At 43.2% G+C, this 22,876-nt stretch carries 21 protein-coding genes; 13 read left to right on the top strand and 8 right to left on the bottom strand.

Going from position 1 to position 22,876, the window contains the following annotated elements; all coding sequences use genetic code 11:
• Positions 1–81: 81 nt before the first annotated feature.
• Complete coding sequence (locus OPS25_RS14065; RefSeq protein ID WP_265618469.1) at positions 82–453, bottom strand: response regulator; 372 nt, start codon at positions 451–453, stop codon at positions 82–84.
• A gap of 217 nt (positions 454–670) precedes the next feature.
• Complete coding sequence (locus OPS25_RS14060; protein ID WP_265618467.1) at positions 671–1,279, bottom strand: hypothetical protein; 609 nt, start codon at positions 1,277–1,279, stop codon at positions 671–673.
• A 505-nt stretch (positions 1,280–1,784) separates the two neighbouring features.
• Here OPS25_RS14060 and dusA point away from each other — a divergent pair.
• The 10 genes from dusA to OPS25_RS14010 all read left to right on the top strand — a co-directional run bounded on the left by dusA (position 1,785) and on the right by OPS25_RS14010 (position 11,437).
• Positions 1,785–2,750 (top strand): tRNA dihydrouridine(20/20a) synthase DusA, encoded by a 966-nt coding sequence (dusA, locus tag OPS25_RS14055; protein WP_407080245.1) that lies wholly within the window; start codon positions 1,785–1,787, stop codon positions 2,748–2,750.
• Positions 2,751–2,944: 194 nt separating this feature from the next.
• Positions 2,945–3,220, top strand: a complete 276-nt coding sequence (locus OPS25_RS14050) for a hypothetical protein (protein ID WP_265618465.1) — start codon at positions 2,945–2,947, stop codon at positions 3,218–3,220.
• Positions 3,221–3,609: 389 nt separating this feature from the next.
• Positions 3,610–4,284 carry a phage shock protein PspA gene (gene pspA, locus OPS25_RS14045; RefSeq protein ID WP_265618464.1) on the top strand — a complete coding sequence of 225 codons (675 nt, stop codon included), beginning with the start codon at positions 3,610–3,612 and terminating at the stop codon, positions 4,282–4,284.
• A 58-nt stretch (positions 4,285–4,342) separates the two neighbouring features.
• A complete protein-coding gene (locus OPS25_RS14040; RefSeq protein ID WP_265618463.1) occupies positions 4,343–4,549 on the top strand; it encodes a PspC domain-containing protein in 207 nt (68 codons plus the stop codon).
• Positions 4,546–4,878, top strand: coding sequence for a hypothetical protein (locus tag OPS25_RS14035; protein ID WP_265618461.1), 333 nt, complete (start codon positions 4,546–4,548; stop codon positions 4,876–4,878). The genes OPS25_RS14040 and OPS25_RS14035 overlap by 4 nt, the downstream gene beginning before the upstream one ends.
• Before the next feature lie 146 nt (positions 4,879–5,024).
• A complete protein-coding gene (locus OPS25_RS14030; RefSeq protein ID WP_265618459.1) occupies positions 5,025–6,014 on the top strand; it encodes a DUF2333 family protein in 990 nt (329 codons plus the stop codon).
• 4 nt (positions 6,015–6,018) lie between these two features.
• Positions 6,019–6,783: a TIGR04219 family outer membrane beta-barrel protein gene (locus OPS25_RS14025; RefSeq protein WP_265618458.1), complete on the top strand. Its 765-nt coding sequence runs from the start codon at positions 6,019–6,021 to the stop codon at positions 6,781–6,783.
• Between the two features lie 385 nt (positions 6,784–7,168).
• The gene (locus tag OPS25_RS14020; RefSeq protein ID WP_265618457.1) at positions 7,169–8,980 is read left to right on the top strand and encodes an assimilatory sulfite reductase (NADPH) flavoprotein subunit; all 1,812 of its coding nucleotides are present in this window, start codon (positions 7,169–7,171) and stop codon (positions 8,978–8,980) included.
• Positions 8,980–10,698, top strand: a complete 1,719-nt coding sequence (cysI, locus tag OPS25_RS14015) for an assimilatory sulfite reductase (NADPH) hemoprotein subunit (protein WP_265618456.1) — start codon at positions 8,980–8,982, stop codon at positions 10,696–10,698. The genes OPS25_RS14020 and cysI overlap by 1 nt, the downstream gene beginning before the upstream one ends.
• A complete protein-coding gene (locus OPS25_RS14010; RefSeq protein ID WP_265618454.1) occupies positions 10,691–11,437 on the top strand; it encodes a phosphoadenylyl-sulfate reductase in 747 nt (248 codons plus the stop codon). Before cysI ends, OPS25_RS14010 begins: the two co-directional genes overlap by 8 nt.
• 52 nt (positions 11,438–11,489) lie before the next feature.
• Here OPS25_RS14010 and OPS25_RS14005 read toward each other — a convergent pair whose 3' ends face one another.
• Positions 11,490–12,386: a TIGR03899 family protein gene (locus OPS25_RS14005; RefSeq protein ID WP_265618453.1), complete on the bottom strand. Its 897-nt coding sequence runs from the start codon at positions 12,384–12,386 to the stop codon at positions 11,490–11,492.
• A gap of 157 nt (positions 12,387–12,543) precedes the next feature.
• Here OPS25_RS14005 and OPS25_RS14000 point away from each other — a divergent pair, with 157 nt between their 5' ends.
• Positions 12,544–14,775 (top strand): bifunctional diguanylate cyclase/phosphodiesterase, encoded by a 2,232-nt coding sequence (locus OPS25_RS14000; protein WP_265618451.1) that lies wholly within the window; start codon positions 12,544–12,546, stop codon positions 14,773–14,775.
• A 49-nt stretch (positions 14,776–14,824) separates the two neighbouring features.
• Here the strand turns inward: OPS25_RS14000 and OPS25_RS13995 are convergent, their stop codons facing one another.
• The 3 genes from OPS25_RS13995 to OPS25_RS13985 all read right to left on the bottom strand — a co-directional run bounded on the left by OPS25_RS13995 (position 14,825) and on the right by OPS25_RS13985 (position 18,663).
• Complete coding sequence (locus tag OPS25_RS13995; RefSeq protein ID WP_265618450.1) at positions 14,825–15,403, bottom strand: uracil-DNA glycosylase family protein; 579 nt, start codon at positions 15,401–15,403, stop codon at positions 14,825–14,827.
• 537 nt (positions 15,404–15,940) lie between these two features.
• Entirely contained in the window at positions 15,941–17,368 is a 1,428-nt protein-coding gene (gene sthA / locus OPS25_RS13990; protein WP_265618449.1) for a Si-specific NAD(P)(+) transhydrogenase, read from the bottom strand.
• 167 nt (positions 17,369–17,535) lie between these two features.
• The gene (locus OPS25_RS13985) at positions 17,536–18,663 is read right to left on the bottom strand and encodes an acyl-CoA desaturase (RefSeq protein WP_265618448.1); all 1,128 of its coding nucleotides are present in this window, start codon (positions 18,661–18,663) and stop codon (positions 17,536–17,538) included.
• 179 nt (positions 18,664–18,842) lie between these two features.
• Between OPS25_RS13985 and fabR the strand changes: the two genes are divergently transcribed.
• Positions 18,843–19,439, top strand: coding sequence for an HTH-type transcriptional repressor FabR (gene fabR, locus OPS25_RS13980; protein ID WP_265618447.1), 597 nt, complete (start codon positions 18,843–18,845; stop codon positions 19,437–19,439).
• Here fabR and trmA read toward each other — a convergent pair.
• Entirely contained in the window at positions 19,436–20,533 is a 1,098-nt protein-coding gene (trmA, locus tag OPS25_RS13975; RefSeq protein WP_265618446.1) for a tRNA (uridine(54)-C5)-methyltransferase TrmA, read from the bottom strand. The two genes, fabR and trmA, sit on opposite strands and share 4 nt — an antisense overlap.
• A gap of 149 nt (positions 20,534–20,682) precedes the next feature.
• On the opposite strand from trmA, the gene OPS25_RS13970 reads away from it, so the two are divergent.
• Positions 20,683–21,972, top strand: a complete 1,290-nt coding sequence (locus OPS25_RS13970) for a DUF5610 domain-containing protein (RefSeq protein WP_265618445.1) — start codon at positions 20,683–20,685, stop codon at positions 21,970–21,972.
• Positions 21,973–22,030: 58 nt separating this feature from the next.
• Here OPS25_RS13970 and OPS25_RS13965 read toward each other — a convergent pair whose 3' ends face one another.
• Entirely contained in the window at positions 22,031–22,489 is a 459-nt protein-coding gene (locus tag OPS25_RS13965; protein ID WP_265618444.1) for an RNA recognition motif domain-containing protein, read from the bottom strand.
• Between the last annotated feature and the right edge of the window lie 387 nt (positions 22,490–22,876).

Below are 22,876 nucleotides of genomic sequence, written 5' to 3'. Positions count from 1 at the left end.
AATTTATGATCCGGTAAGCAGGGACGTAGAATTGGCGTGAGGTAATAAAAATGCATACCGTCATCACCAAAGATGCCTGTATTAAAGATATTTCCTAAGTACCTTAATTAATTCCTTTCGGTCAATAGGTTTGGCTAAATGCTGATCTACCCCGGCGTGTAGGGCGCGTTCTACTTCTTCAGCTAACACGGCGGCTGAAAGCGCAACTATGGGGGTATTTATCCCTGCTTTTCTAATCTTTGTTGTTGCTTCGTAGCCATCCATTATTGGCATGTTGAGGTCCATTAGAAAGAACTGCAATTCGCAGGTTGTCGCCGCTTTTAGTGCTTCCCGACCATTTTTGGCAAAGATGATGTTCAAGTTGTACTGTGACAACATTTCTTTGACCACGATGCGATTTATTTCATTATCATCAATAACGAAAATATCGCTGGAGATAGGATTGGTTTCCATCTTACCTCTATTCTACTAGAGGAACCTGCAGGGCCAACTTAAAAAAACATCGAATCAATATCTTCCCCTTATACCTCTGGTTCGTTCCCCAGTTAATTTACCTCTCATCATCTTATTATAATCAGTAGTGTGATAATCCAGGAGTCAGTTATGGTGTAAGAAATACCTTTGGATGGGAGGGGGGAAGAGGAGGGGATTAGCCTCCTCCGGCTAGAAGTTACGCTTTTCGTGTACGGGAAAAGGCAAATAATAGAAGGCTGAATAAAGCGAAAGTAGGGGCTTCTGGAACATCCGCATCCACCACTGCCCATTGACCAATTACAATTGCACTGGGCAGATCGTTAATATCATCGGCGGGAAACCAAATATCGCCGCGCATAGCACCGTTAAGGGCATTTTGGTATGCACCAGATGAGATTGTCCAAGTAGCAGAGCCCTCAAACGCTCTTTCGTTGGCCACAAAGCTTGAAATAGCTCCATCGGCATAACTCCATACATTCAATCCTGTATCATTGTCGTCTGACCTGAAGAGGTCTGGCGTCAGATCCGATACATCTTGTGCACTGACGAGGTCCCCCGAAACAAGAATATCCGAAAGTGAATTGTTTTCAGGTTCGAAAAAATTTTCTAAGTAAAAACCAATAAAATCGTCTCCGCTTACAGTCGCTGATGCCACACCGTCAGTGGCAGTAATAGTAATCTGATCTTCAACGCTAAGGTCGACCGAAAGTAATAACGCGGCCTGTGCAGATGACAAACTTGCTAACATACCAAAAGCTAGTAGCACGTTGACCAAGAGTGTGCTTAATTGTTTGATTTTTTTCATAAATATAGTTCCTCTGATTTAGTCAGAACAGTCAAGGCATAAACTGAGCCACAATAAAACCTGATGTTTATCAGTTGGTTACAATTCCACATGCAGAAGGGTGTAAAAAAGTTAGACAAAATTAAAGGGTAGGTGTCAGAAATGGTTTCCTACAGCCTAAATAGGAAGAAATGACATTTGCTAGCATTTAAACATAGCTATCTTCATGAAGTTCCTTCCATTTCCAAAAATTCATTCCACTCTTTATTTCACGCCAGCCTGATTAATGAATTCATTTTTTCTAACTGACCTAGAAATGCTAAAATGCGCCAATCGTTGCCCCTCATCTTCAAATACTGTTCCACCGCAAAGGCTTTTAGGTGGCCGAAATAGACAAAAAATGAGGAATGAAAAGGTAAAGAGCCGCAAAGTTTAATGTGTATTTCGCATTAAAGATCGATTATTTCATGAGGTTAAGTTGAAAAAGTCACCTGCTATTATAGACCGCCGATTCTCTGTCGCCCCAATGCTTGATTGGACAGATCGCCATTGCCGATATTTTTTGCGATTGCTTTCAAAACACACCTTACTGTATACCGAAATGGTAACCACTGGAGCTCTGATACATGGGAAAGGGGATTATCTTGCTTTTAATGAAGAAGAGCACCCAGTGGCATTGCAACTGGGAGGCTCCGACCCGGCCGACATGGCCCGCTGTGCAGTAATGGCGCAAGAGCGCGGCTATGATGAGGTGAATATCAATGTTGGTTGTCCTTCAGATCGCGTGAAGAATGGCCGTTTTGGAGCTTGCCTTATGGCGAACCCAGACGCCGTTGCCGCATGTGTCACTGAGATGCAGAAAAGCGTAGATATTCCAGTTACTGTGAAGTGTCGTATTGGAATTGATGATATGGATGAATTCGCTGACTTTGCACGCTTTATTGATATCGTTGCGGAAGGTGGGTGTGAAATATTTATCGTTCACGCCCGAAAAGCCTGGCTTCAAGGCTTAAGTCCGAAAGAAAATCGGGAAATACCGCCATTAAATTACCCGCGGGTCTATCAGTTAAAACTAGCGCATCCACATTTACATATTTCACTAAATGGCGGCATTAAAACGTTAGAACAAACCCAATCCCACCTGGAGCATATAGATGGGGTAATGATGGGGCGAGAGGTTTATGCTAATCCATATCTATTGGCAGAAGTGGATCACACAATTTTTGAAAGCAGGGCAACAGTACCCTCTCGCGAACAAATCGTTGTTAAGATGCAAGAATATATTAATCGTCAAACTGAAGCAGGTTTTCGACCGTGGCATGTGGCAAGGCATATGTTAGGACTGTTTCAAGGGCAAACGGGTGGCAAAATTTGGCGACGTTACCTTAGTCAAAACGGGACCGGAAAAACCCCTGACCCTGATTTGCTGTTCAACGCGTTACAGCAGGTTAAACAAGCTCAACATGACGTATTAGAGTTTAACCGAAGCTAACATGGTCAATTTAACCAGCGCATGTGGTTAATTTGCTTACTTATTCGTTTGTTTCCGCTTAGGTATTCGATTTTTTTTGCATAAATTCAGTTAATTACAAGTTAAATCAATTAGTTAAGGTTGTGGCACGGCTTTCGCTATCTTTTGTTACGAAAAACATTTAATCATGAATTACCGTAACGAAGGATGCCACTATGAAAACCATTACTATTCTCGCTGCCACTGCATTAACTTTTGGTAGTGTCACTGCCCATGCTGAGGAGTCGGTTGTTGAACGTGCGGTAGGTCAGTTTGTCGAGCATGCAGTGACCCTGACAAAGGCTGAATTGTCAGCAAAATTACAACACTCTATCAGCAGCTCTGCTTTTAACTTTTCGTTGGAAGAGAATTACGTTAAAGGAAAAGTAGAAATTACTGAACTGGCAGCCCTTCCTTTGTCAAAACAGGAACATACAGCTAAACGAAATTAATAGGTTGAATTATGTTCCAGCCAGCGTTGGTACTTACTATGACTATTTTGCCTGTTATTACATTTGTAGTTAGCGCGGTACTCTTCTCCACAGGTGTATATTGGCTTAAAAAGTAGTTAGCTAGAAAATAATTCTGAAAAGCGGATAGCGAAAGCATCCGCTTTTTTTATTACTTTTTACTCGACTCTCTAGACTATTAAATGATAGCTCCAAGTTGGTCAAATAACATATTTTGAGTGGTTAATTTGACTAACTCTATCGCTTATTCTTATCGTGTCCGCTACAGTTAAAATAAAAAATCTATATATATCAATAGTTAATTCTGTTGGCACGTCTATTGTAAATGTCATTGTGAAAACGTAAAAACACATATTCTTGGAGGAATAATCATGGGCATGTTTTCTAGAATGACCGATATCGTACAGGCAAATCTTAACGCCATGCTGGATAAAGCAGAGGATCCTGAAAAGGTCATCCGCTTAATTATTCAGGAAATGGAAGAAACGTTGGTAGAAATACGTTTTGAAGCGGCAAAATATATTGCACAGCAAAAGCAGTTTCGCAGACAGCAGGATAAATTTCAGTTGGAAGTCGAGAGCTGGATGAAAAAAGCGGAATTAGCAATGAGCAAAGGGAAAGAGAATTTGGCGCGTTCTGCCCTTCAGGAAAAACAAAAATATGCTGAGCAGGCTAAAGCTATCGGCGAACAGTTGCTGCAGGTTGACGAACTATTAAATGACTTGCAGGAAGATACGGCTCGCTTACAGACGAAACTTTCAGAAGCGCGTAATAAACAGAAATCGTTAGTTACCAGAAAACAGTCTGCCACTGTGCGTCTAAAAGCAAAAACAGTGGAGCATAGTAACAAGATTGAAAATGCGATGGCGCGTTTTGAACAGTATGAACAACGTATTGACAGCCTCGAAGCACAAGTTGAAGCCTACGATCTAACGTCAAAAAATGAATTAGACGATACATCGTTAAATGCACAGTTTAATGAATTAACAGCTAATGATGATATTGATAAAGAATTGGCTGAATTAAAGCAGAAATATGCTGCGTAGAGCGTGAGCCGTACGCCCGCGTCTGCGGGCATCAATTGGATTTTGTAGGGGTAAAATTATGAAAACTGTTTCGAATCATAAACGTGTATACAGACAAATGCATAATGCAGTCATTTCAGGTGTATGTGCGGGCGTTGCTCGCTATTTCGAGGTTGATACTGTTTGGGTACGAGCCGCTGCAGTGGCCTCACTATTCTTTATGCCAGGCATTTCTGTCATTGCCTATATCGCTGCCGTAGTATTACTGCCAAGGAGAGAATTATGAAAAGCTTCTTTATAGCCATGATCATTGCAATCACTCTGGCCTATTGCCTGGGTGACGTGGCAAATAGCTGGTGGGGAATGAATATCATAGTGGGCGATGAAATTGTTTCACCCTTTGAGAGTGTGTTAGCTGTGGCTGCGATGGGGTTAGTTTTTGGTATTATTGGATTTATCATCGCGGTAAGTGTTATTGGGGCGATAGTGATTGGCATAGGTGCCGCGGCGGTTGCGTTGTTCGCCATGGGGGTCAGCGCTTTTTGGCCAGTATTATTAATTGCAGCCATTATCTATTTAATGCGTAAAGATACTCCACGGCATGCTGTATCCTGATACACTCGCAACCAATAACCTTTTACGAAAGATAAGTAGGAATCACTGGGTGGTGAACAATTTATCCTTCGCCACGTAAAACTGTTCATGAATGATTTGCATACTGCCCATGCAAATCTCTGCTATCAAGGGAAGAATAAATTGCTATGAAACAGTATTTAACGGCTAAATCTATCGCAATTACCATTGCTGTTCTATTTGTTATTTTTTGGCTTGTCGGTTGGTATTGGAGTATACAACCGGATATTTTTGATGTGCGAGCCAATACGCGTGCGCAAGCTAGCGAACCTTCCCACAGTCGTATAGCCGGCTATACGATGACTACCACAATGATCACGGTTTCAGAGACCTTGATGAAAAAACCAGGGGGGTATCTGGCGAACGATGTGATGCCGCCCGGACTTCTGCTCGATAATATGCCTGCATGGGAATTTGGAGTGTTGGAAATGGTAAGAGATCTGGCGTTATCCATGCGCAAAGATTTCAGTCGCTCACAATCCCAGTCCTTGGAAAACTCTTTTTTAGTGAAGGCTCAACCAAAGTTCAATATTGATAGTCGGAGTTGGATGTTCCCCTCCGCAGAATCGGAATACCAAGCGGCTATTAATCTTATCAAATCCTATCGCCGCGAATTAGTAAAAAACGAATCTGGCGATCATCAATTTTATACCCGCGCAGATAACCTGCGTGAGTGGCTTAAGCAAGTCGAAAAACGCATGGGTAGCCTGTCGCAACGGCTAAGCGCAAGCGTGGAAACGTCACGTTACAACACTGATCTGGCCGGTGATAAAAAAGCCCGCCAATCAACTACGGTGGGTGAGAAGAAAACGAAAACCAGCTGGTGGAAGCTAGATGATAATTTCCATGAAGCCAGAGGAGCAACGTGGGCATTGCTGCATTTTTTGAAAGCCGTCGAAATTGAATTTGCTGATATTTTAGAAAATAAAAATGCATTAGTTAGTTTACGTCAGATTATTCGTGAACTGGAAGCAACCCAACAGACAGTCTGGAGCCCCATGATACTAAATGGTGGCGGTTTTGGGATGTTAGCAAATCACTCCTTAGTTATGGCAAATTATATTTCAAGAGCGAATGCAGCCCTGATAGAATTATCAGAACTACTTAACCAAGGATAACTTAATGAAAAAAGCTTTACTCACCGCTTCACTTGCTACCTTACTTTCTGCGCCAGTTATGGCTGATACGGTAGCTGGACTTTATGTAGGTGGTCAAGGCTGGCAAACAGATACGTCTGGTAGCTTTGCTGATACCAATTCATTGGCAAATTTCAACTTCGATGATGAAACAAACACCGCATTTTATGTTGCTGTAGAGCACCCGTTACCTCTTATTCCTAACCTCAAAGTAAATCATACTTCTTTAGATAGCCAAGGGAAAACGACACTGCAAAGCGACTTTACGTTTAACGGAACGACCTATTTAGCAGAAACGGGGGTTTCCACTCTCTCTGATATCACGACCACTGATTTCATTCTTTATTATGAATTATTTGATAATGACTTAGTTAGCTTCGATGTAGGTTTAAATGGCAAGTACGTGGATGGAATGCTTACCGTTAGCCCCATCGCCGCAGAGGAAGAAAGTGCAGTTGAAGGCAGCCGAGAGTTCAGCGGAGTGGTGCCTATGGTGTATTCACGAGTACAAGTAGGTTTACCGTTTACCGGTCTTGCAGCGTACGCAGAGGGCTCTTATTTAAGTATTGATGACCATAAGCTCAGTGACTTTCAGGTTGCAGTAACCTATGCGTTTATTGACAGTTTAGCGGTCGATATGACGGTGCAGGTCGGTTATCGACGCGTCAATATTGATATCGAAGATCTAGATAATGTGTATGCCGATTTGGAATATGACGGCGCATTCGCTGGCCTAGAGATCCATTTTTAAAAAAATACTAAAACCCGTAAACGTGTTTTTAAGTTTAAGAGTGGAAGATTTTAGCTAATTAATGCGCGCTGGCGATAAGTAAAATTCATGGATATAGCCAGTTAAATTGACTTAATACTACCTGAGTGAATTCTTTCATCCTATAACGGCGGGGGGCTTGCTCCCCCTTTCAAGTCATATTAACTAGGTGCAATTTCTCTCTTCCTAACGTTCCCTCTGGGGTTTATGAAGAGTAAATCACAGTGCCTTGGCTGAGTACTTTTGATGGCAGATCAGTCCGATCCTCTTTTTTAATCACTTTAGGTTATTAAAAAGTTAGATTTATTCTTTTCTCTATTTAGATAAACTCGTTAGCCTTATGCCATTAGTTCAAGGCTTTCGAGTTATGTCAGACAATTCAGTAAATAAGGCAGTACTGCCGTCTCTCTTAAATGAGCAACAATTTAATGCGATTACCCAGGCTATTTCTGGGCTTAATTCTCAGCAGCTTACCTGGGTGAGTGGTTATATGGCCGGCCTGGCTGCGTCTGGTACTCCGCTAACTGGCGGAGCAACCGCGGCTTCCTCTTTTGCAGCACCATCACTTACTATTCTGTATGGCTCCCAAACCGGTAATGCAAAGGCGTTGGCCCAACAGTTCAAGGCGAAAGCTGACGCTGCGAATTACCATAATAAATTAGTCAGTATGGCCGATTTCAAGCCTCGCCAGCTAAAAAATGAAACCCACTTAGTGGTATTTGTAAGTACACACGGGGAAGGTGATGCACCTGATGACGCCATGGAGTTGCATGAATTTCTTGGCGGGAAAAAAGCACCTAAACTACCTTCACTTAAGTATGCGGTGTTGAGTTTAGGCGATAGCAGTTATGAATTTTTTTGTCAGACGGGAAAAGATTTTGACAGCCGCTTAGCAGCATTGGGGGCGAAAGCCATATGCGCCCGTGCTGATTGTGATGTTGACTACGAACAACAAGCAACTAGCTGGTCGGAAAAGTTAATCGCCTCTCTTAAAGAAGAGCTGGTTGACGCGGCGCAACCCACCGCAGCGGCAACGGCAGCCGTCCCAGCTTCCGCGGTGGCCTCCCAATATAACAAGCATCATCCGTTTTCAGCGAGCTTAATTGAGTCTATTAAAATAACAGGTAGAGATTCAGTTAAAGATATTCGTCATGTTGAGATCAGCCTTGAAGATTCTGGGCTGACGTATGAGCCTGGCGATGCTTTGGGAGTATGGTTTACTAATGCCCCGGCTTTAGTTGATGAGTTTGTTTCCTTATTGTCATTAGACGGAGAAAGTCAGGTGACAGTCAAAGGAGACTCGATGACCTTAAGACAAGCATTGTCGGAAAAGCTAGAGTTAACGTTAAGTTATCCCGGTTTTGTCAATGCTTATCAAGACTATATTAAATCGTCAGCGCTGCAGTCCTTAATGGAGGAAAGGGCTACATTTAGAACCTACCTATCAGAACGTCAACTTATCGATATAGTAAGAGAACATCCAGGGAAGATCGAGGCACAACAACTCGTGGATGCGCTGCGTCCACTATCACCGCGTCTGTATTCTATCGCGTCGAGCCAGGCTGAAGTCGAGGATGAAGTACACTTAACCGTAGGGCATGTTGACTATATGGCCTTCGGGCAGCGTCATCAGGGCGGAGCATCGGGGTTTTTAAGTGAGCGTGTAGAAGAAGGTCAAGAGGTTAAGGTGTTTATTGAAAAAAACAACCACTTTAACCTTCCCCAGAGCGATGACACTCCAATCATTATGGTAGGGCCGGGCACCGGCATTGCACCGTTCAGGGCTTTTATGCAAGAAAGAGATGCCCGAGGCGCGACAGGCAAAAACTGGTTGTTTTTTGGTAATCCTCATTTTACCCAGGATTTTCTTTATCAGGTTGAATGGCAGGGCTATAAAAAGTCAGGCTTACTTACTAACATTACCCTGGCGTTTTCTCGTGATCAGAAAGAAAAAATATACGTCCAACATCGTTTGATGGAACACGGAAAAGAAGTGTTCGACTGGCTTGAAGCCGGCGCCCACTTTTATGTGTGTGGTGATGCCATGCACATGGCGAAAGATGTTGAAGGTGCGTTACTTCATATTGTCGAAAAGTTTGGTGACAAGACTGAGCAGGAAGCAAAAGAGTATGTATTAGCATTGCGTAAAGCAAAACGATATCAGAAGGATGTCTACTAATGAGTAATGAAAAATCTCCATTTGTGGTTGAAGGCGAATTGTCCGATAACGAGCGATTGAAACGCGAAAGCCGTCACCTTCGTGGCACTATCGAACAAGATCTCAAAGACGACCTTACTGGAGGCTTCACAGGGGACAACTTCCAGCTGATCCGCTTTCATGGCATGTACCAACAGGATGATCGCGATATACGATCGGAGCGTGCCAAGCAAAAATTAGAGCCATTGCATAACGTCATGTTGCGTGCCCGTTTACCTGGTGGGGTGATCACACCAGAGCAATGGCTGGTAATTGATAAGTTTGCGGAAGATCATTCCCTTTACGGCAGCATTCGTTTAACCACACGTCAAACCTTCCAGTTTCACGGTGTGTTAAAACCGGACATAAAACTGATGCATCAGACGCTGAACAAAACGGGTATCGATTCGATAGCGACTGCGGGTGATGTTAATCGTAATGTATTGTGTACCTCCAATCCTGTTGAATCTGAGATCCATCAACAAGCGTGGGAATGGGCTGCAAAAATCAGTGAACATCTGTTACCTAAGACTCGTGCTTACGCTGAAATCTGGCTGGACGGCGAAAAGGTTGAAACGACAGAAGAAGAGGTCGAACCTATTTTAGGTGAGACCTACTTGCCACGAAAATTTAAGACTACCGTAGTCATTCCCCCGCAAAATGATGTTGACGTGCATGCCAACGATCTTAATTTTGTTGCGATTGCTGAAAATGGCCAGCTGGTAGGTTTTAATGTATTAGTAGGTGGTGGTTTGGCCATGACTCATGGGGATACCACGACATTTCCCCGTAAGGCGGATGACTTTGGGTTTATAGCGTTAGCGGATACTTTGGCGGTTGCTGAAGCGGTGGTAACTACCCAGCGAGACTGGGGAAATAGAGTGAATCGCAAGAACGCCAAAACCAAGTACACCCTTGAAAGAGTAGGGGTTGAAACCTTTAAAGCTGAGGTGGAAAAACGTGCGGGGGTCACATTCGCAGAGAGCCGTCCATATGAATTCACTGGACGCGGCGACCGCTTTGGTTGGGTTAAAGGTATCGATGGTAAGTTTCATCTCACCGTGTTTATAGAAAATGGGCGTATTCTGGATTTCCCAGGTAAACCGCTAAAAACCGGTTGTGCCGAGATAGCCAAAGTGCATCAGGGCGACTTTCGTCTGACAGCGAATCAAAATCTTATCATTGCCGGGGTACCTGAAGATCAAAAAGAAACCATTGAAGCGCTTGCTACGCAGTATGGACTAATTCAGCCAGATACATCGTTGCAGCGCAAAGATTCCATGGCATGTGTGTCTTTACCCACTTGTCCGCTAGCTATGGCCGAAGCTGAGCGCTACTTACCCGATGCGGTAACTGAACTTGAGGGGTTATTGGCTAAGCATAATTTGGCGGATGACAGTATTATTTTCCGCGTAACTGGCTGTCCTAACGGATGTGGCCGGGCCATGCTGGCCGAAGTAGGACTGGTGGGTAAAGGTCCTGGTAAATACAATTTGCATTTAGGTGGTAATAGAGAAGGTACACGTATTCCCAGAATGTATCGGGAAAATATCAGCGAACAGGAAATTATGTTGAATCTTGATGAGTTGATTGGCCGCTGGTCAAAAGAAAGAAATCATAATGAAGCCTTCGGGGATTTTGTTATTCGCAAAGACATTATTAAACCAGTAGTAGATTCAGCCAGAGACTTCTATGAGTAACGTGAATTTAGCGACTGCGTCTACCTTATCTATGGATACTTCTGCGCAGCAGTTGACAGAGATAAATCGGGAATTAGAGGCTTTGTCGGCTCAACAAAGAGTGAAATGGGGGCTTGAAAACCTGCCCTCTAATCATGTGCTTTCTACAAGCTTTGGTGCACAATCCGCGGTAATGTTGCACTTACTTACGCAGGCGAAACCTGACATTCCTGTGGTACTAACGGACACTGGTTATTTGTTCCCCGAAACCTATGCATTTGCTGACCATCTAACCGAGCGCTTAAAACTGAATCTTAAAGTGTATAGAGCCTCTATGACTGCTGCTTGGCAAGAGGCTCGTTACGGGAGATTATGGGAGCAAGGTCTTGATGGCATTGACCAGTATAATCAAATGAACAAAGTCGAGCCTATGCAACGAGCGTTGGCTGAATTGGAAGCGAAGACGTGGTTTGCTGGATTACGGCGAAGCCAGTCTGACGCCCGTGAAAAATTACCCGTATTACAGAAGGTCAATGGTCAGTTTAAGTTGTATCCCGTGATCGACTGGAGCAATAAAGATCTCCATTATTATCTTAAAGAGCACCAGCTCCCTTATCATCCGCTATGGGAAGAGGGTTACGTTTCAATTGGCGATTGGCATACCACGCGCAGTATTGAGGAAGGTATGGAAGAGCAAGAAACCCGCTTCTTCGGCTTAAAACGCGAATGTGGTTTGCACGAATATGGTGATGGTATCTAGGTGCCCCCGCCAGGGGCTACGCTTTTTTTAGCGGCGAAATGAGGACGTGGGGCTATTTGATGGTGAAAAAGGGAGTAAGCAGATGCTTCACCGCTGCTAAGTAATGCGTTTGCTCCTGTCTGGCAATTAATTTAGACAATTCAGCGCCCACCGCGGTAAATTTGTAATAAACTAGCGCCACCCCTTTTCGTTTTGCAGTGATAGAAAAACTGCTGGCGCCACAGCGCCACTGTACCGTGTTGTGTGGATGTAACTCTCCGCTCTCGATTTCGCTGGCATAAATCAGCTTCATATCATCAAGTGCAAGTAAATCTGGATAGGACAGACCATGGGCTGATAAATTTAACTGATGGGGATACACTTTTCTTAGTAAAGTACTTAATCCTCTACGTTGATGGTAACCCACCAATATTCGAGGAACGGGATCCCCAGCCCGTTTACTTGCTATCGAAACCGCTCGGGTAAACAAACGCGCGTCTCGTTGGGTTAACACTTTTAATGTTTCAAGACTTCGCAATGAAAAACTACCCGGTTTTGCTACTTCGGCAGCAAAAATACGTCCCCAAAGCTCCTGCATGGTGGGGGAGTAAATGTTCTCGGCCAGATTGGTAAACGCAAAAAACCAATCTGGATCCAAGTCCTCTTGTTCCGACTCTGTTACTGAGGTAGTCAAAGCAACATTAAGTATACTTTGTAAATTAGCGATCTTGTTGGATGCTAAAATATCTCTGCGCCGTTCTACCACCGACTTGCGGCTCTTGATGTCATGCATAACCAGAGCAGGTTTGATACCTACTTTGGCGAACATACTTGTCATTTTTGCATGCACACTGTTGGTCGAAGAAACGATAGATTCTTCTTGTTTACTTGCCTTTTCGACTGAATTGTCTATTTTTTCAGTAGTTACCTGATTTAATGCTGAGGTTTGGGGACTGCTTATAATCTTCATAATTATTTCAACGAAACGACGTCGGCCAACGGGAAAGTAACGTAACAGGTCATCACTGATGCTTATACTTTACACTATCGCACTGGAGTATAAATTTTGCAATTACCTCCCATAAGAGTAGGATGGATGAATAGTGGTAATGAGGGTTTCAGACACGATGTCGCAAACTGATTACGAAAATGATGAGCTGGTTTTCCTGGATGAGGATAGTCATAACGAGCTTGATACTAAGGTCTATAAAGTATGGAATATCCTAATTGTCGATGATGACGAGGAAATTCATACCGTAACCCGTCTCGCACTTTCGGATTTAATTGTTCATGACAGAAAGCTGAATTTCCTGCATGCCTATTCAGCCGAACAAGCTAAAGAGATTCTGCATGAGTATAGCCGTGACATAGCCATTATTTTGTTAGATGTGGTGATGGAAACAGATGATGCTGGTTTGCATGTGGTGAAATTTCTCAGAGAAGAAATGGAGCTAACAGAACCGCGCATTATTCTGCGCACTGGCCAACCCGGTTATGCGCCTGAAGAGCACATCATTAAAGCCTATGATATTAACGACTACAAAACTAAAACCGAACTTACCCGGGGTAAGTTGTTAACCACAATCATCTCGTCTATACGTTCCTATCAGCAAATTTTAACCATCAACCAAAGTCGCTTAGGCTTACAGAAAATTATTTCCTCTGCAGCAAATTTGCTGGAAGAACATTCAGTTAAAGGGTTTTGTGAGGGCGTAGTAACACAAATCAGCTCTTTAATGGGATTGGACGCCGAAGGGCTGGTCTGCGCCCGCGCCGGCTCAGTGTTAGATAGAGACGATGATGGGGTATATGTATTAGGGGCGGCGGGCGATTTCGCTTGTTTTATTAACGAACCTATTTCAGAAATACACAACGAAGATATTATTGAACACGTCAATCGTTGCCTGCGAGTGAAAAATCATATTTTTGAGCCATCCTGCTCCGTTCTTTACATCAACAGTTCTGGTTTTGAAGCGGCTGTTTACGTGAATATGAGTCGTGAGTTGAGTAAGATCGATAAGCAATTGCTCGAAGTATTTCTATCCAGCATCTCTGTAGGTTATGAGAATGTTTATTTATTTCATGAATTGAGAAATGCTGCGTTCCGCGATTGGCTAACACGTCTGCCTAACCGCAATGAGTTCATCAACATGCTAGACAAATCTCACTTGTACGAGGGCGAAAGAGCATGTGCAGTATTAGTGGACATCAATCACTTTTCTGATGTTAACGACGGATTAGGACAGGAAGCGGGTAATGAACTTTTAAAAGCGGTTGCCCAACGACTTGAAAGTGAATTTGACGATAAAGTGAAAAAGAGCCGAATTGGGGGGGATGTATTTGGTTTGATTGGTGATGAACAGGTCTTAAGTCCAGAACGCTTAAATGAAGTTTTTCGTTCATCCTTTAGGGCCGGCGATCATACCATTCCCATCAATATTACTATCGGGTTATATAAACTGGGAAGAGTACGTCAAAGCGGTATTGAAGTACTCAAACGGATTAACATCGCGTTAAACCGGGCGAAGAAAAACATTGCCGAAAATTTCGAGTATTTTGCGCCAGAGATTGAAGAAAAAACAACCTGGCAGTTAAGCATGATAAGACGGTTACGCAACGATTTCGCTGACCGCAAGCTCGAACTTTGGTTTCAGCCTCAAGTTGATTTAGTGTCTGAAAAGGTCGTAGGAATGGAAGGGTTGTTGCGTTGGCCCGATAACGAGGGCGGTTATATCTCGCCTGCTATTTTTGTTCCTCTGGCTGAATACTCCGGGCTTATCGTAGACATCGGAGACTGGGTATTAGAAGAGTCATGTCGGCGAATTAAGGCGCTTAATGAAGCCGGGTTTGGTCACTTGCGTGTCGCGGTAAATATATCAATTCTACAATTTAGAGATAAACAGTTTATTGATAAAGTCAAAGCGGTAATAGAAAGATTTGGGTGTGATCCGAGTCGATTGGAGCTCGAAATTACTGAAAGCGTTGTAATGGATGAACCGCAAATAGTTATCGACGCCTTACGCTCATTAAAAGAGTACGGAGTGGCCATTGCTATAGATGATTTTGGAACAGGTTTTTCGTCAATGAGCTATTTGCAAAAATTACCCTTGGACCGACTGAAGGTTGATCGATCTTTTGTTAATGATATTACTCCTGGAAAAAGTGCGGTCATAGCTGAAACTATCGTGACCTTAGGTAATAAGCTGGGCTTACTGACAATTGCTGAGGGTGTGGAAAAGAGAGAACAAGCCAGTTATATGTTAAAACTGGGCTGTGATGAGGCCCAAGGCTTTTTATTTGCAAAACCGATGCCCTTCGCTGAACTAATGCCATTTCTACAAGAGAGATCTGGCGAGTAGTCTTAATAGGTTTTTATAAGCGATAGGTAAGCAGCGTCCACCCCACATACTATTGCAATATGCGCGCAACCTGCGCTTTTAAACGTGGGAGAATATCTTCTGCAAACCAAGGGTTGCGCGTTAACCATCTGTTATTGCGTCCAGATGGGTGAGGCAAGACTATTTTAGTACTCTGCATCAAGTTGTGCTGTGCAACGGCTTCTGTCAATGTGCGGTACGTAGGCAAATAATATTGCTGCGCGTAGCGTCCTGCCAGTATGATAAGTTCAGGTGCAATTCTGGAAATAAGCTGATGGTGCCAAATTGGCGCACACTCTTTTCGTGGCGGAGCGTCGGCACCATTTTTGTAACCCGGAAAGCAAAAACCCATTGGTATAAGTGCAACGCGTTTGACGTCATAGAACGTAGTCCGATCAATCCCTGTCCAATCACGTAATCTATCTCCACTGGCATCGTTCCAAGGAGTCGTTGAATCATGGGCTTTAATCCCTGGGGCCTGCCCAATTATCACAATTTTGGCTGTTTCGGATGCCGCGAAAACAGGACGCGGAGGCTGCGGCAGGTTTGCCTGGCAGACTGTGCATTGTCTGACCCGTTGCAGGAGTTGTTCAAAATTTTCGTTTGGCATAGTGTGAATTAATCAGACCGTCGTACAATTAGATTAAAAATGGCAATGGCTACCTTGGTCGCATCGTCGCAAAGCATGTTGGTTAATACTGATTTGTGGTTTTTTATGGATCAAGCATTGTCTGGGCGGTGAGGTGTGGCTAGGTTCTGTAAGGAATTTAGTTGAACGGTAGCCAACTTAGAGGTACAGCTATGATCTAACCGTCTGATCAAGGACGTCTTGGAAATTTAAAACGGTGGCTTTACCAGTACAATGGACAATAACGTAAAGTCTGGCAAAGTTATTTAGGAGATAGCTGATGTTGCATTCGAAGCGTGAGTCATAGCACCATTCTACATACGTCTGCAGCCACGAATAAGTGGTGCCACTCAAAGTGTAAATAACCGCGCCCAAAGGGAAATGGAGGCGGATATCTATTCCACATTGCATTGGTTCCAAAAGCGCTAGCCTTCTTCACATCTAACCAACGCGCCTTGATAAGATATCCGCCCCTACCTCTGCATTGACCCTACATCAATGCGGGTTAATATAATTCGGTTATTCGTTGAATATTCTATTTAAACCGTTTAAAGCAGCTACCCGATAAGCTTCGGCCATCGTTGGATAGTTAAACGTAGTATTTACAAAATAATCCAATGTGTTGCCACCATTTTTCTGCTGCATTATGGCTTGACCGATATGTACAATTTCAGAAGCTCGCTCCCCAAAACAATGGATGCCCAGAATTTCTTTGGTTTCACGATGAAATAGAATCTTTAGGCTTCCCACTTTCGTGGAAGCAATTTGCGCTCTTGCTAAGTGTTTAAATTGGGCCCGGCCGACTTCATATGGGATCTTCTGTGCAGTAAGTTCTTGCTCAGTTTTACCTACTGAACTGATTTCAGGAATAGTGTAGATACCGGTTGGGATATCCTCTACCATCCGATCATCAGTTTGACCATCCAGCATTGCCTCTGCGGCGAAACGACCTTGATTGTAGGCGGCGGAAGCCAGACTGGGGTAGCCAATGACATCGCCTACGGCAAAGATGTTAGCGACATCGGTCTGGTAATTTCTGTTTACCTTTACTTGTCCCCGAGAGTCCGCCTGCAAGCCCACATTTTCTAAACTGAGCATGTCAGTATTACCCGTTCGCCCGTTCGCGAAAAGTAAACAATCAGCTCGCATTTTTTTGCCTGATTCTAAATTCAATACAACGCAATCATCCCGCCCTTCTACTGAGGTGTAGGCTTCAGTATGGCGAATAACTACCCCGTTATTCCACAGGTGATAACTTAACGCATCAGATATTTCCGCATCTAAAAACGAAAGTAGGCGGTCACGCATGTTAACAAGATCAACTTTTACACCCATACCACGGAAGATACTGGCGTATTCCGAACCTATAACACCGGCGCCATAGATGATAATGGACTTTGGATCGTGATCGAGCGATAAAATCGTATCGGAGTTGTAGATGCGTGGATGATTAAAATCTATATCTTCCGGACAATAGGGCCTGGAACCGGTAGCGATGGCAAATTGTTTGGCGGTCAGGGTATCTTCTGAGCCATCAGCACGCACCACTTTCAGCGTGTTTTTATCAACAAAACTTGCTTCACCGTGGTATAGCGTGACCCGGTTACGATCATAAAACGACGAGCGTAAGCGAACTTGATTCTTAATGACGCCACTGGCCTGCCTCATTACTTCTGAAAACGTCAGGGAATGGTTAGTATGGTTATCTGAAAATAGCGGGGTAGTGTTATATTCGATCAGACGGTTAACTGAGTGTCTTAAGGCCTTCGACGGAATAGTGCCCCAATGTGTGCAGCCACCCCCCACCGATTTATAGCGCTCAATTATGGCGACATTTTTACCTGCCTTCGCCAATTGCATCGCCACGCCTTCACCACCCGGACCTGTGCCAATAACTATGGCGTCAAAATCATATTGGGTACTGGTTACAGGTTTTTTCTTGGTCATCGGCCACATCACCTTTGTTCACTAACTCGTTTGTTACCAAACGACATCAATTTAAGTTTAAACTGAAGTTTAACAAGCTCTTGAGGCAACTCAACTTTTTCGTTGATAATGTGACCTGAAAAAAAGCCTGGCGGTCAGCCAGGCTTGATTAGTTCATACGTCTGAAATTAAGCAATGCGCAGTGAAAGATTATGCAATTGCAACCATTTTTGTTTTTGCAATTGCAGTGATTGTTTTAATTCTTTGTATTTAAAATCAAGCTCAAGACTTTCAACACTTCGTTTTAAGCATTGTTGTTTAATCGCCATTAAGCGCTTTTTCGTGGTGTAATACTCGCTCATGCGCTCAATCAATAAATCATATTCCTCATGAACCTTAGCCAGAATTTCTTGGGCATTTGGCAGATGAGATAACCGATCATTTGCGTATTTCAACTTCATCTGTAGCTTGGCTTTTTCAATACGTTCTTCCGGACAGCGCCTAAGATTCTTAGTTAACCCTACCAATGACAATCCTCGGATCAACCATTTTGTAGGATCGTACTGCCACCATTTAATTCCGTTTCTATAATCATACTCAAAAATATGATGGAAGTTATGGTAGCCTTCACCAAATGTGAAGAGCGCGATAATGCCATTGTCTTTGGCCGAATTGGTATCGGTAAATGGTTGATTACCCCAAAAGTGCGCAAGTGAATTAATAAAAAATGTGACGTGGTGAACTAATACTAATCGCAGTACACCTGCTACCAGCATCATTCCCAAAATATCGCCATTTAACCAGCCTAGGAAACCGGTAATACCGAAATTCGCAACCAGCATTATCGGCAAATAGAATTTGTGCTGCCACATCACGATGGGATCTTTTTGCAAATCGCGGCAATTACTATAATCAGAATATCGCTTGGTTTGATATTCACGCAGCATCCACCCAATGTGGGCAAACCAGAGCCCTCTTTTAGCCGAGTAGGGATCCTGATCAATATCATCCACATGACGGTGATGAACACGATGGTCGGATGCCCAGTGCAAAATACTATTTTGCAGCGCCATTGCACCCCCAATGGCGAGAACAACTCTGACAAAGATGTTGGCATCATACGTTTTGTGCGACCACAAACGATGATAACCCGCGGTGATGGACATACCGGTAAAGAAGAAAAGGACTACTGCGGTAGCGATTTCAGCGGTATCGATTCCATATGTAATAGCCCAAACGGGCACGCCAACAAAAGCAATGATTGCTGTGACGATGAAAACGATAACATTAGTTACTATTAAAGGAGGTCTTTGCATTAATGAATCTCAGCTTACAACTGTACGCTAATTTAACGTTTTCGTATGCTGAAGGCAAGGTTGGGCAGTTATTTTTTTGTAGAATTTAGTTAACAAAATTACACGATTCTACAATATCCTTTCGAATTCAATTTTTTACGTTATTATTCGGACTGTATTTATGAGGGGCTGGGTAAACAGTGAGCCGTCAGGAACAAAAACTAAAAACTAGACAGAATATTATCAACGCTGCATTTAGCTTACTCGATGAAAACCGTAGTTTATCGGCAATAAGTTTACGCGAAGTGTCTCGCGCCGCAGGTATCGCGCCAACTTCGTTTTATCGACACTTTAAAGATATTGATGAACTCGGTCTGACGTTGGTGGATGAAGCGGGGCTGGCATTGCGCCAACTGATGCGGCAAGCGCGACGTCGCATAGAAACGGGGGGAGGGGTAATCGACACCTCAGTGGATACTTTTATGGAGTTTATCACCGCCAATGCGAACGTTTTTCGTTTATTACTCAGAGAACATACAGGTACATCAGCTGCTTATCGTATGGCAGTGTTGCGTGAAATACAGCATTTTATAGAAGAACTTACTGATTATATTATTGAGCAACAAAGTGTCGATCACCAGCTGGCCAGCTTGCAAGCTGAAGCTATGGTAAGGCTAGTTTTCAGCGCTGGAGCGGAAGCGCTCGAAGCAGACATACCATTGCGTAAAGAAATCGGTAATCGGGTTAAATCTCAGTTACGCTTTGTGCAGCTTGGTGCGTCCAGTTATAAAACTTAACCACGTTTCTTTAGCTTAATCCCCACCTCAATGTGGTGTGTAAACGGGAATTGGTCAAATAGTGCACAGGCTTCAATGTAGTGGGTTTGATTCAGTTGTTTCAGATTCTCTGCTAAGGTGTCAGGGTTACATGAGATATAAACAATTTCATCGTAAGCCTGAATCATGGTAGTGGATTCCGGATCTAATCCTGCACGGGGTGGATCCACTAATACAGTAGAAAAATTATAAGAGTTGAGGTCGATTCCGTTTAACCGCGAAAATTCACGGTGACCTTGCATCGCAGTCACAAATTCTTCTGCCGAAAGTCGCACAATTTTTACATTATCAATTTCGTTTCGTTCAATACTGTATTGGGCAGCCGCCACCGAGGGCTTGGCTATTTCAGTACCGATAACCCGTCTAAACTTTTGGGCTAAAGGTAATGAAAAATTGCCTGCTCCACAATATAATTCAAGTAAGTCGGCAGACTTATCTCCGCAAACAGATAAAGCCCACTCAATCATTTTGCAATTCACTTCTGCGTTAGGTTGAGTAAAGCTATTCTCAGTGTGCTTGAAAACATAGGTTCTATTATTTACCGGCAGTTTTTCAATAATAAAATCCTGGTCTATCACTATTTTCTGCTTGCGTGCACGGCCGATAATGTTTACTGAGAAATTTGTAGAGAGGTAATGTTTAAGTTCACGCGCGGCAGTTTCCCAGTCTTCGTCCAGCTGTGTATGATAAAGCAGACTAATCACTAGTTCGTTACTCAATCCACTAAGATAATCAATCTGAAATAGCTTGCGGCGTAGAGTCGGTGTCGCACGAACCTTATCAATCAGTGCAGTCATAGCCTGATTTATTGTGGTGCTAGCTGCAGGTAGATGGTCTACGCGGTATTTTTGTTTGGTCGTTTGATCAAACATAATGTGGAACAAATCGTCACCCTCATGCCACACTCTGAATTCAGCGCGCATGCGGTAATGTTCTGGTGAAGACGAAAACACAGCAGGCTCAGGGGCTTCAAATGGTGCTAGCAATTCCACTAGTCGAGCGGTTTTACCAGTCAGTTGTTCAGTGTATTTGGTATCCAATTGCTCGTCGGTCATAACTTTCGCCTCATCTTCTGCAGGTGACGCATTGTAGTCAGTTTCGAACTCACTGCAATCCTCATCCGTTTTTTCAATTATTATCGTACATAAACTAAACTATGGTGCGCCACTGCCGATAATAAGTTGAGGTTAGTGAGGATCAAATTATGAATGTGGGTCAAATGAAGGCGTTTCTGGGTGAACAGCAGCCAGCTGTTAACCCTGATAAGGCTATCAAAAAACAACTGCAGGAAGAAGGTTTACGTCAGGCCGCAGAGTTTCAAGAACAGCAGGCAGCAAAAGTCAGTGTGAGTAGTACACAGACAACCATTGGAATGAGGATGCTGAGCCAGGCTCTGGATAACGCTGTCGTTTTGGATGGCAAGCAAAATTCAGGTAGGCGTGATAAAACTGAAGATACGACTCAGGAAGAGAAACCCTCTACCCTTTTTGATTTTGAAGAAATCGCCAAAAACGTGATGAAGTTCGTCGGCAATGTAATTAACGGTGCTGCCAAAAACGGTGCATCGACTGAAAAGTTAAGTGAACTCATTGGTCAAGCCAGAGAAGGGGTTGCCAAAGGTATCGCTATGGCCGAAAAAGAAATTGGTGGCCTGATGAATGATGACATTGCTGGAGGGATCGATCGAAGTCGCAGTTTGTTAGGCGAAAAGCTCGACAAGTTGGAGGAACGCTTATTGGGGCCAAATGAAGCGAACAACACCCGAGCGGCACAGGCCGTAAGCGTTGGTACAAGTGAAAGTAGAGATGGTGCCATTTTGATCCGTACTAAAGATGGCGATGAATTATCATTAAACTTCGAGAGTCTGCGTCAATTCCAATACAATCAGCAGTCGATGGTTTCAATTAGGGATAATGCGGTAGAAGGAAACGGAGCTGGTAGTGCGGGTGAACTCACAGATATGCAGAGTTATTCATTCCGCGAGACAGCAGGTATTAGCTTTTCATTAAAAGGCGAACTTGATGAAGACGAAATGGAAGCGATTGCCGAGTTAGTTGATCAAGCTCACGATTTGGCTGACACCTTCTTTTCCGGCGATATGGACAAAGCTTTTGAGCAAGCATTAAAGATTGGTTTCAATGATGAAGAGCTGGCTGGTTTTGCTATGCAATTAAATCACACCAAACAGACTGAAGTAGTGCAGGCTTACCAAAATGTTAAGAATTACAAAGAAGATAGTGATGGAACCTTGGGTAAAGGGAATGTGGTTAATTCCATTGCCAAGTATATGGATAAAATGATGGATTTACTGAATAAAGCAGACGAAAGGCTGGAAAGTGGTAATGATTATGGCGCTATAGTGAATGGATTGATTAGTCAAATGGAAGACGTACAGGTACCTGATTTAATTTCTGCGATTAATCGCTTCCATGAATTTAATAAACGATTAGTGAATGCAATGCCGAATCCCGTTAGCAGTGAGCTTAATGCGTAAGGCATAAAAAAACCTGGCGAGGCCAGGTTTTTTTTCATATAGAATCAGGTCAATCTGATTATTCAACAGCAATCTTGTCTTTAGCCGCTCTAACTTTCAGAGTACGCTCAAGAAAAACTTTATCATTCAGTTTGCTGATTGCAGTATCAACATCAGAAGTTAACACTTCAATAAAACCATATCCTTTTCGTTTACCTGTTCTACGATCCTTCATTAAACGAACAGATTGGACATCAATATAGTTTTTAAAATACTCCTTTACTGCATCTTCGTTAGCTTTATAAGGAAGATTCCCTACATATAACGTTGCAGTCTCCTGAGATGATGAGACGGAAGAAGATGAACTGGAATTACTGAATAACGACGCTAACCAAGGAGTAACTATCCCACTAACCAATAACGATACTGCTACGGTTACAGGAAGACTCGCATCGAAGCTTGTAGATGTGAAAACCAGATATCCTGCTATTGCAAAAATGGCGCTGATTAAAGCGCACTGTATTAAGCCTACTTTCATAAACCTACCTTATTGTGTTTTTAATATTTCATTGGAGGCTTGGAATAGTTTACCCCTTATTTATAATTTCGACAATTCTTATATAGATTGCTCGAAACGGCGTCGATTAAGATCATGTTTTTAACACTTATAGGTATTTCGACCTAATTTTAAGTTAAGAGCCAAAAAAGATAAAAAAAGGGTTGACGAACGAATTAGGATCCGTACAATGCGCTCCACGTTTTGAGAGGCCTTCAGGCACATCAGGACGAAGTGAAGACGGTTACTCAAGTTTAAGAAAATTTGAAAAAACATGTTGACACTGAAAACGAAAGGCGTAGAATGCGCCTCCCGCTTCGGGGAGAACCTGAAGCAACGCTAGAAGGCAAAAGCTGAAAAGCGTGCTAA

It is taken from the genome of Alteromonas aquimaris (genome assembly GCF_026183695.1).
Lineage (GTDB): Bacteria > Pseudomonadota > Gammaproteobacteria > Enterobacterales > Alteromonadaceae > Alteromonas > Alteromonas aquimaris.
The sequence above is the reverse complement of the archived record's forward strand: the minus strand, read 5'-3'. Positions and strand labels throughout refer to the sequence as shown.

Coding starts and splice junctions, on each gene's coding strand:
- OPS25_RS14065 (WP_265618469.1), bottom strand. CDS start 453: ATGGAAACCAATCCTATCTCCAGCGATATTTTCGTTATTGATGATAAT.
- OPS25_RS14060 (WP_265618467.1), bottom strand. CDS start 1,279: ATGAAAAAAATCAAACAATTAAGCACACTCTTGGTCAACGTGCTACTA.
- dusA (WP_407080245.1), top strand. CDS start 1,785: ATGCTTGATTGGACAGATCGCCATTGCCGATATTTTTTGCGATTGCTT.
- OPS25_RS14050 (WP_265618465.1), top strand. CDS start 2,945: ATGAAAACCATTACTATTCTCGCTGCCACTGCATTAACTTTTGGTAGT.
- pspA (WP_265618464.1), top strand. CDS start 3,610: ATGGGCATGTTTTCTAGAATGACCGATATCGTACAGGCAAATCTTAAC.
- OPS25_RS14040 (WP_265618463.1), top strand. CDS start 4,343: ATGAAAACTGTTTCGAATCATAAACGTGTATACAGACAAATGCATAAT.
- OPS25_RS14035 (WP_265618461.1), top strand. CDS start 4,546: ATGAAAAGCTTCTTTATAGCCATGATCATTGCAATCACTCTGGCCTAT.
- OPS25_RS14030 (WP_265618459.1), top strand. CDS start 5,025: ATGAAACAGTATTTAACGGCTAAATCTATCGCAATTACCATTGCTGTT.
- OPS25_RS14025 (WP_265618458.1), top strand. CDS start 6,019: ATGAAAAAAGCTTTACTCACCGCTTCACTTGCTACCTTACTTTCTGCG.
- OPS25_RS14020 (WP_265618457.1), top strand. CDS start 7,169: ATGTCAGACAATTCAGTAAATAAGGCAGTACTGCCGTCTCTCTTAAAT.
- cysI (WP_265618456.1), top strand. CDS start 8,980: ATGAGTAATGAAAAATCTCCATTTGTGGTTGAAGGCGAATTGTCCGAT.
- OPS25_RS14010 (WP_265618454.1), top strand. CDS start 10,691: ATGAGTAACGTGAATTTAGCGACTGCGTCTACCTTATCTATGGATACT.
- OPS25_RS14005 (WP_265618453.1), bottom strand. CDS start 12,386: ATGAAGATTATAAGCAGTCCCCAAACCTCAGCATTAAATCAGGTAACT.
- OPS25_RS14000 (WP_265618451.1), top strand. CDS start 12,544: ATGTCGCAAACTGATTACGAAAATGATGAGCTGGTTTTCCTGGATGAG.
- OPS25_RS13995 (WP_265618450.1), bottom strand. CDS start 15,403: ATGCCAAACGAAAATTTTGAACAACTCCTGCAACGGGTCAGACAATGC.
- sthA (WP_265618449.1), bottom strand. CDS start 17,368: ATGACCAAGAAAAAACCTGTAACCAGTACCCAATATGATTTTGACGCC.
- OPS25_RS13985 (WP_265618448.1), bottom strand. CDS start 18,663: ATGCAAAGACCTCCTTTAATAGTAACTAATGTTATCGTTTTCATCGTC.
- trmA (WP_265618446.1), bottom strand. CDS start 20,533: ATGACCGACGAGCAATTGGATACCAAATACACTGAACAACTGACTGGT.
- OPS25_RS13970 (WP_265618445.1), top strand. CDS start 20,683: ATGAATGTGGGTCAAATGAAGGCGTTTCTGGGTGAACAGCAGCCAGCT.
- OPS25_RS13965 (WP_265618444.1), bottom strand. CDS start 22,489: ATGAAAGTAGGCTTAATACAGTGCGCTTTAATCAGCGCCATTTTTGCA.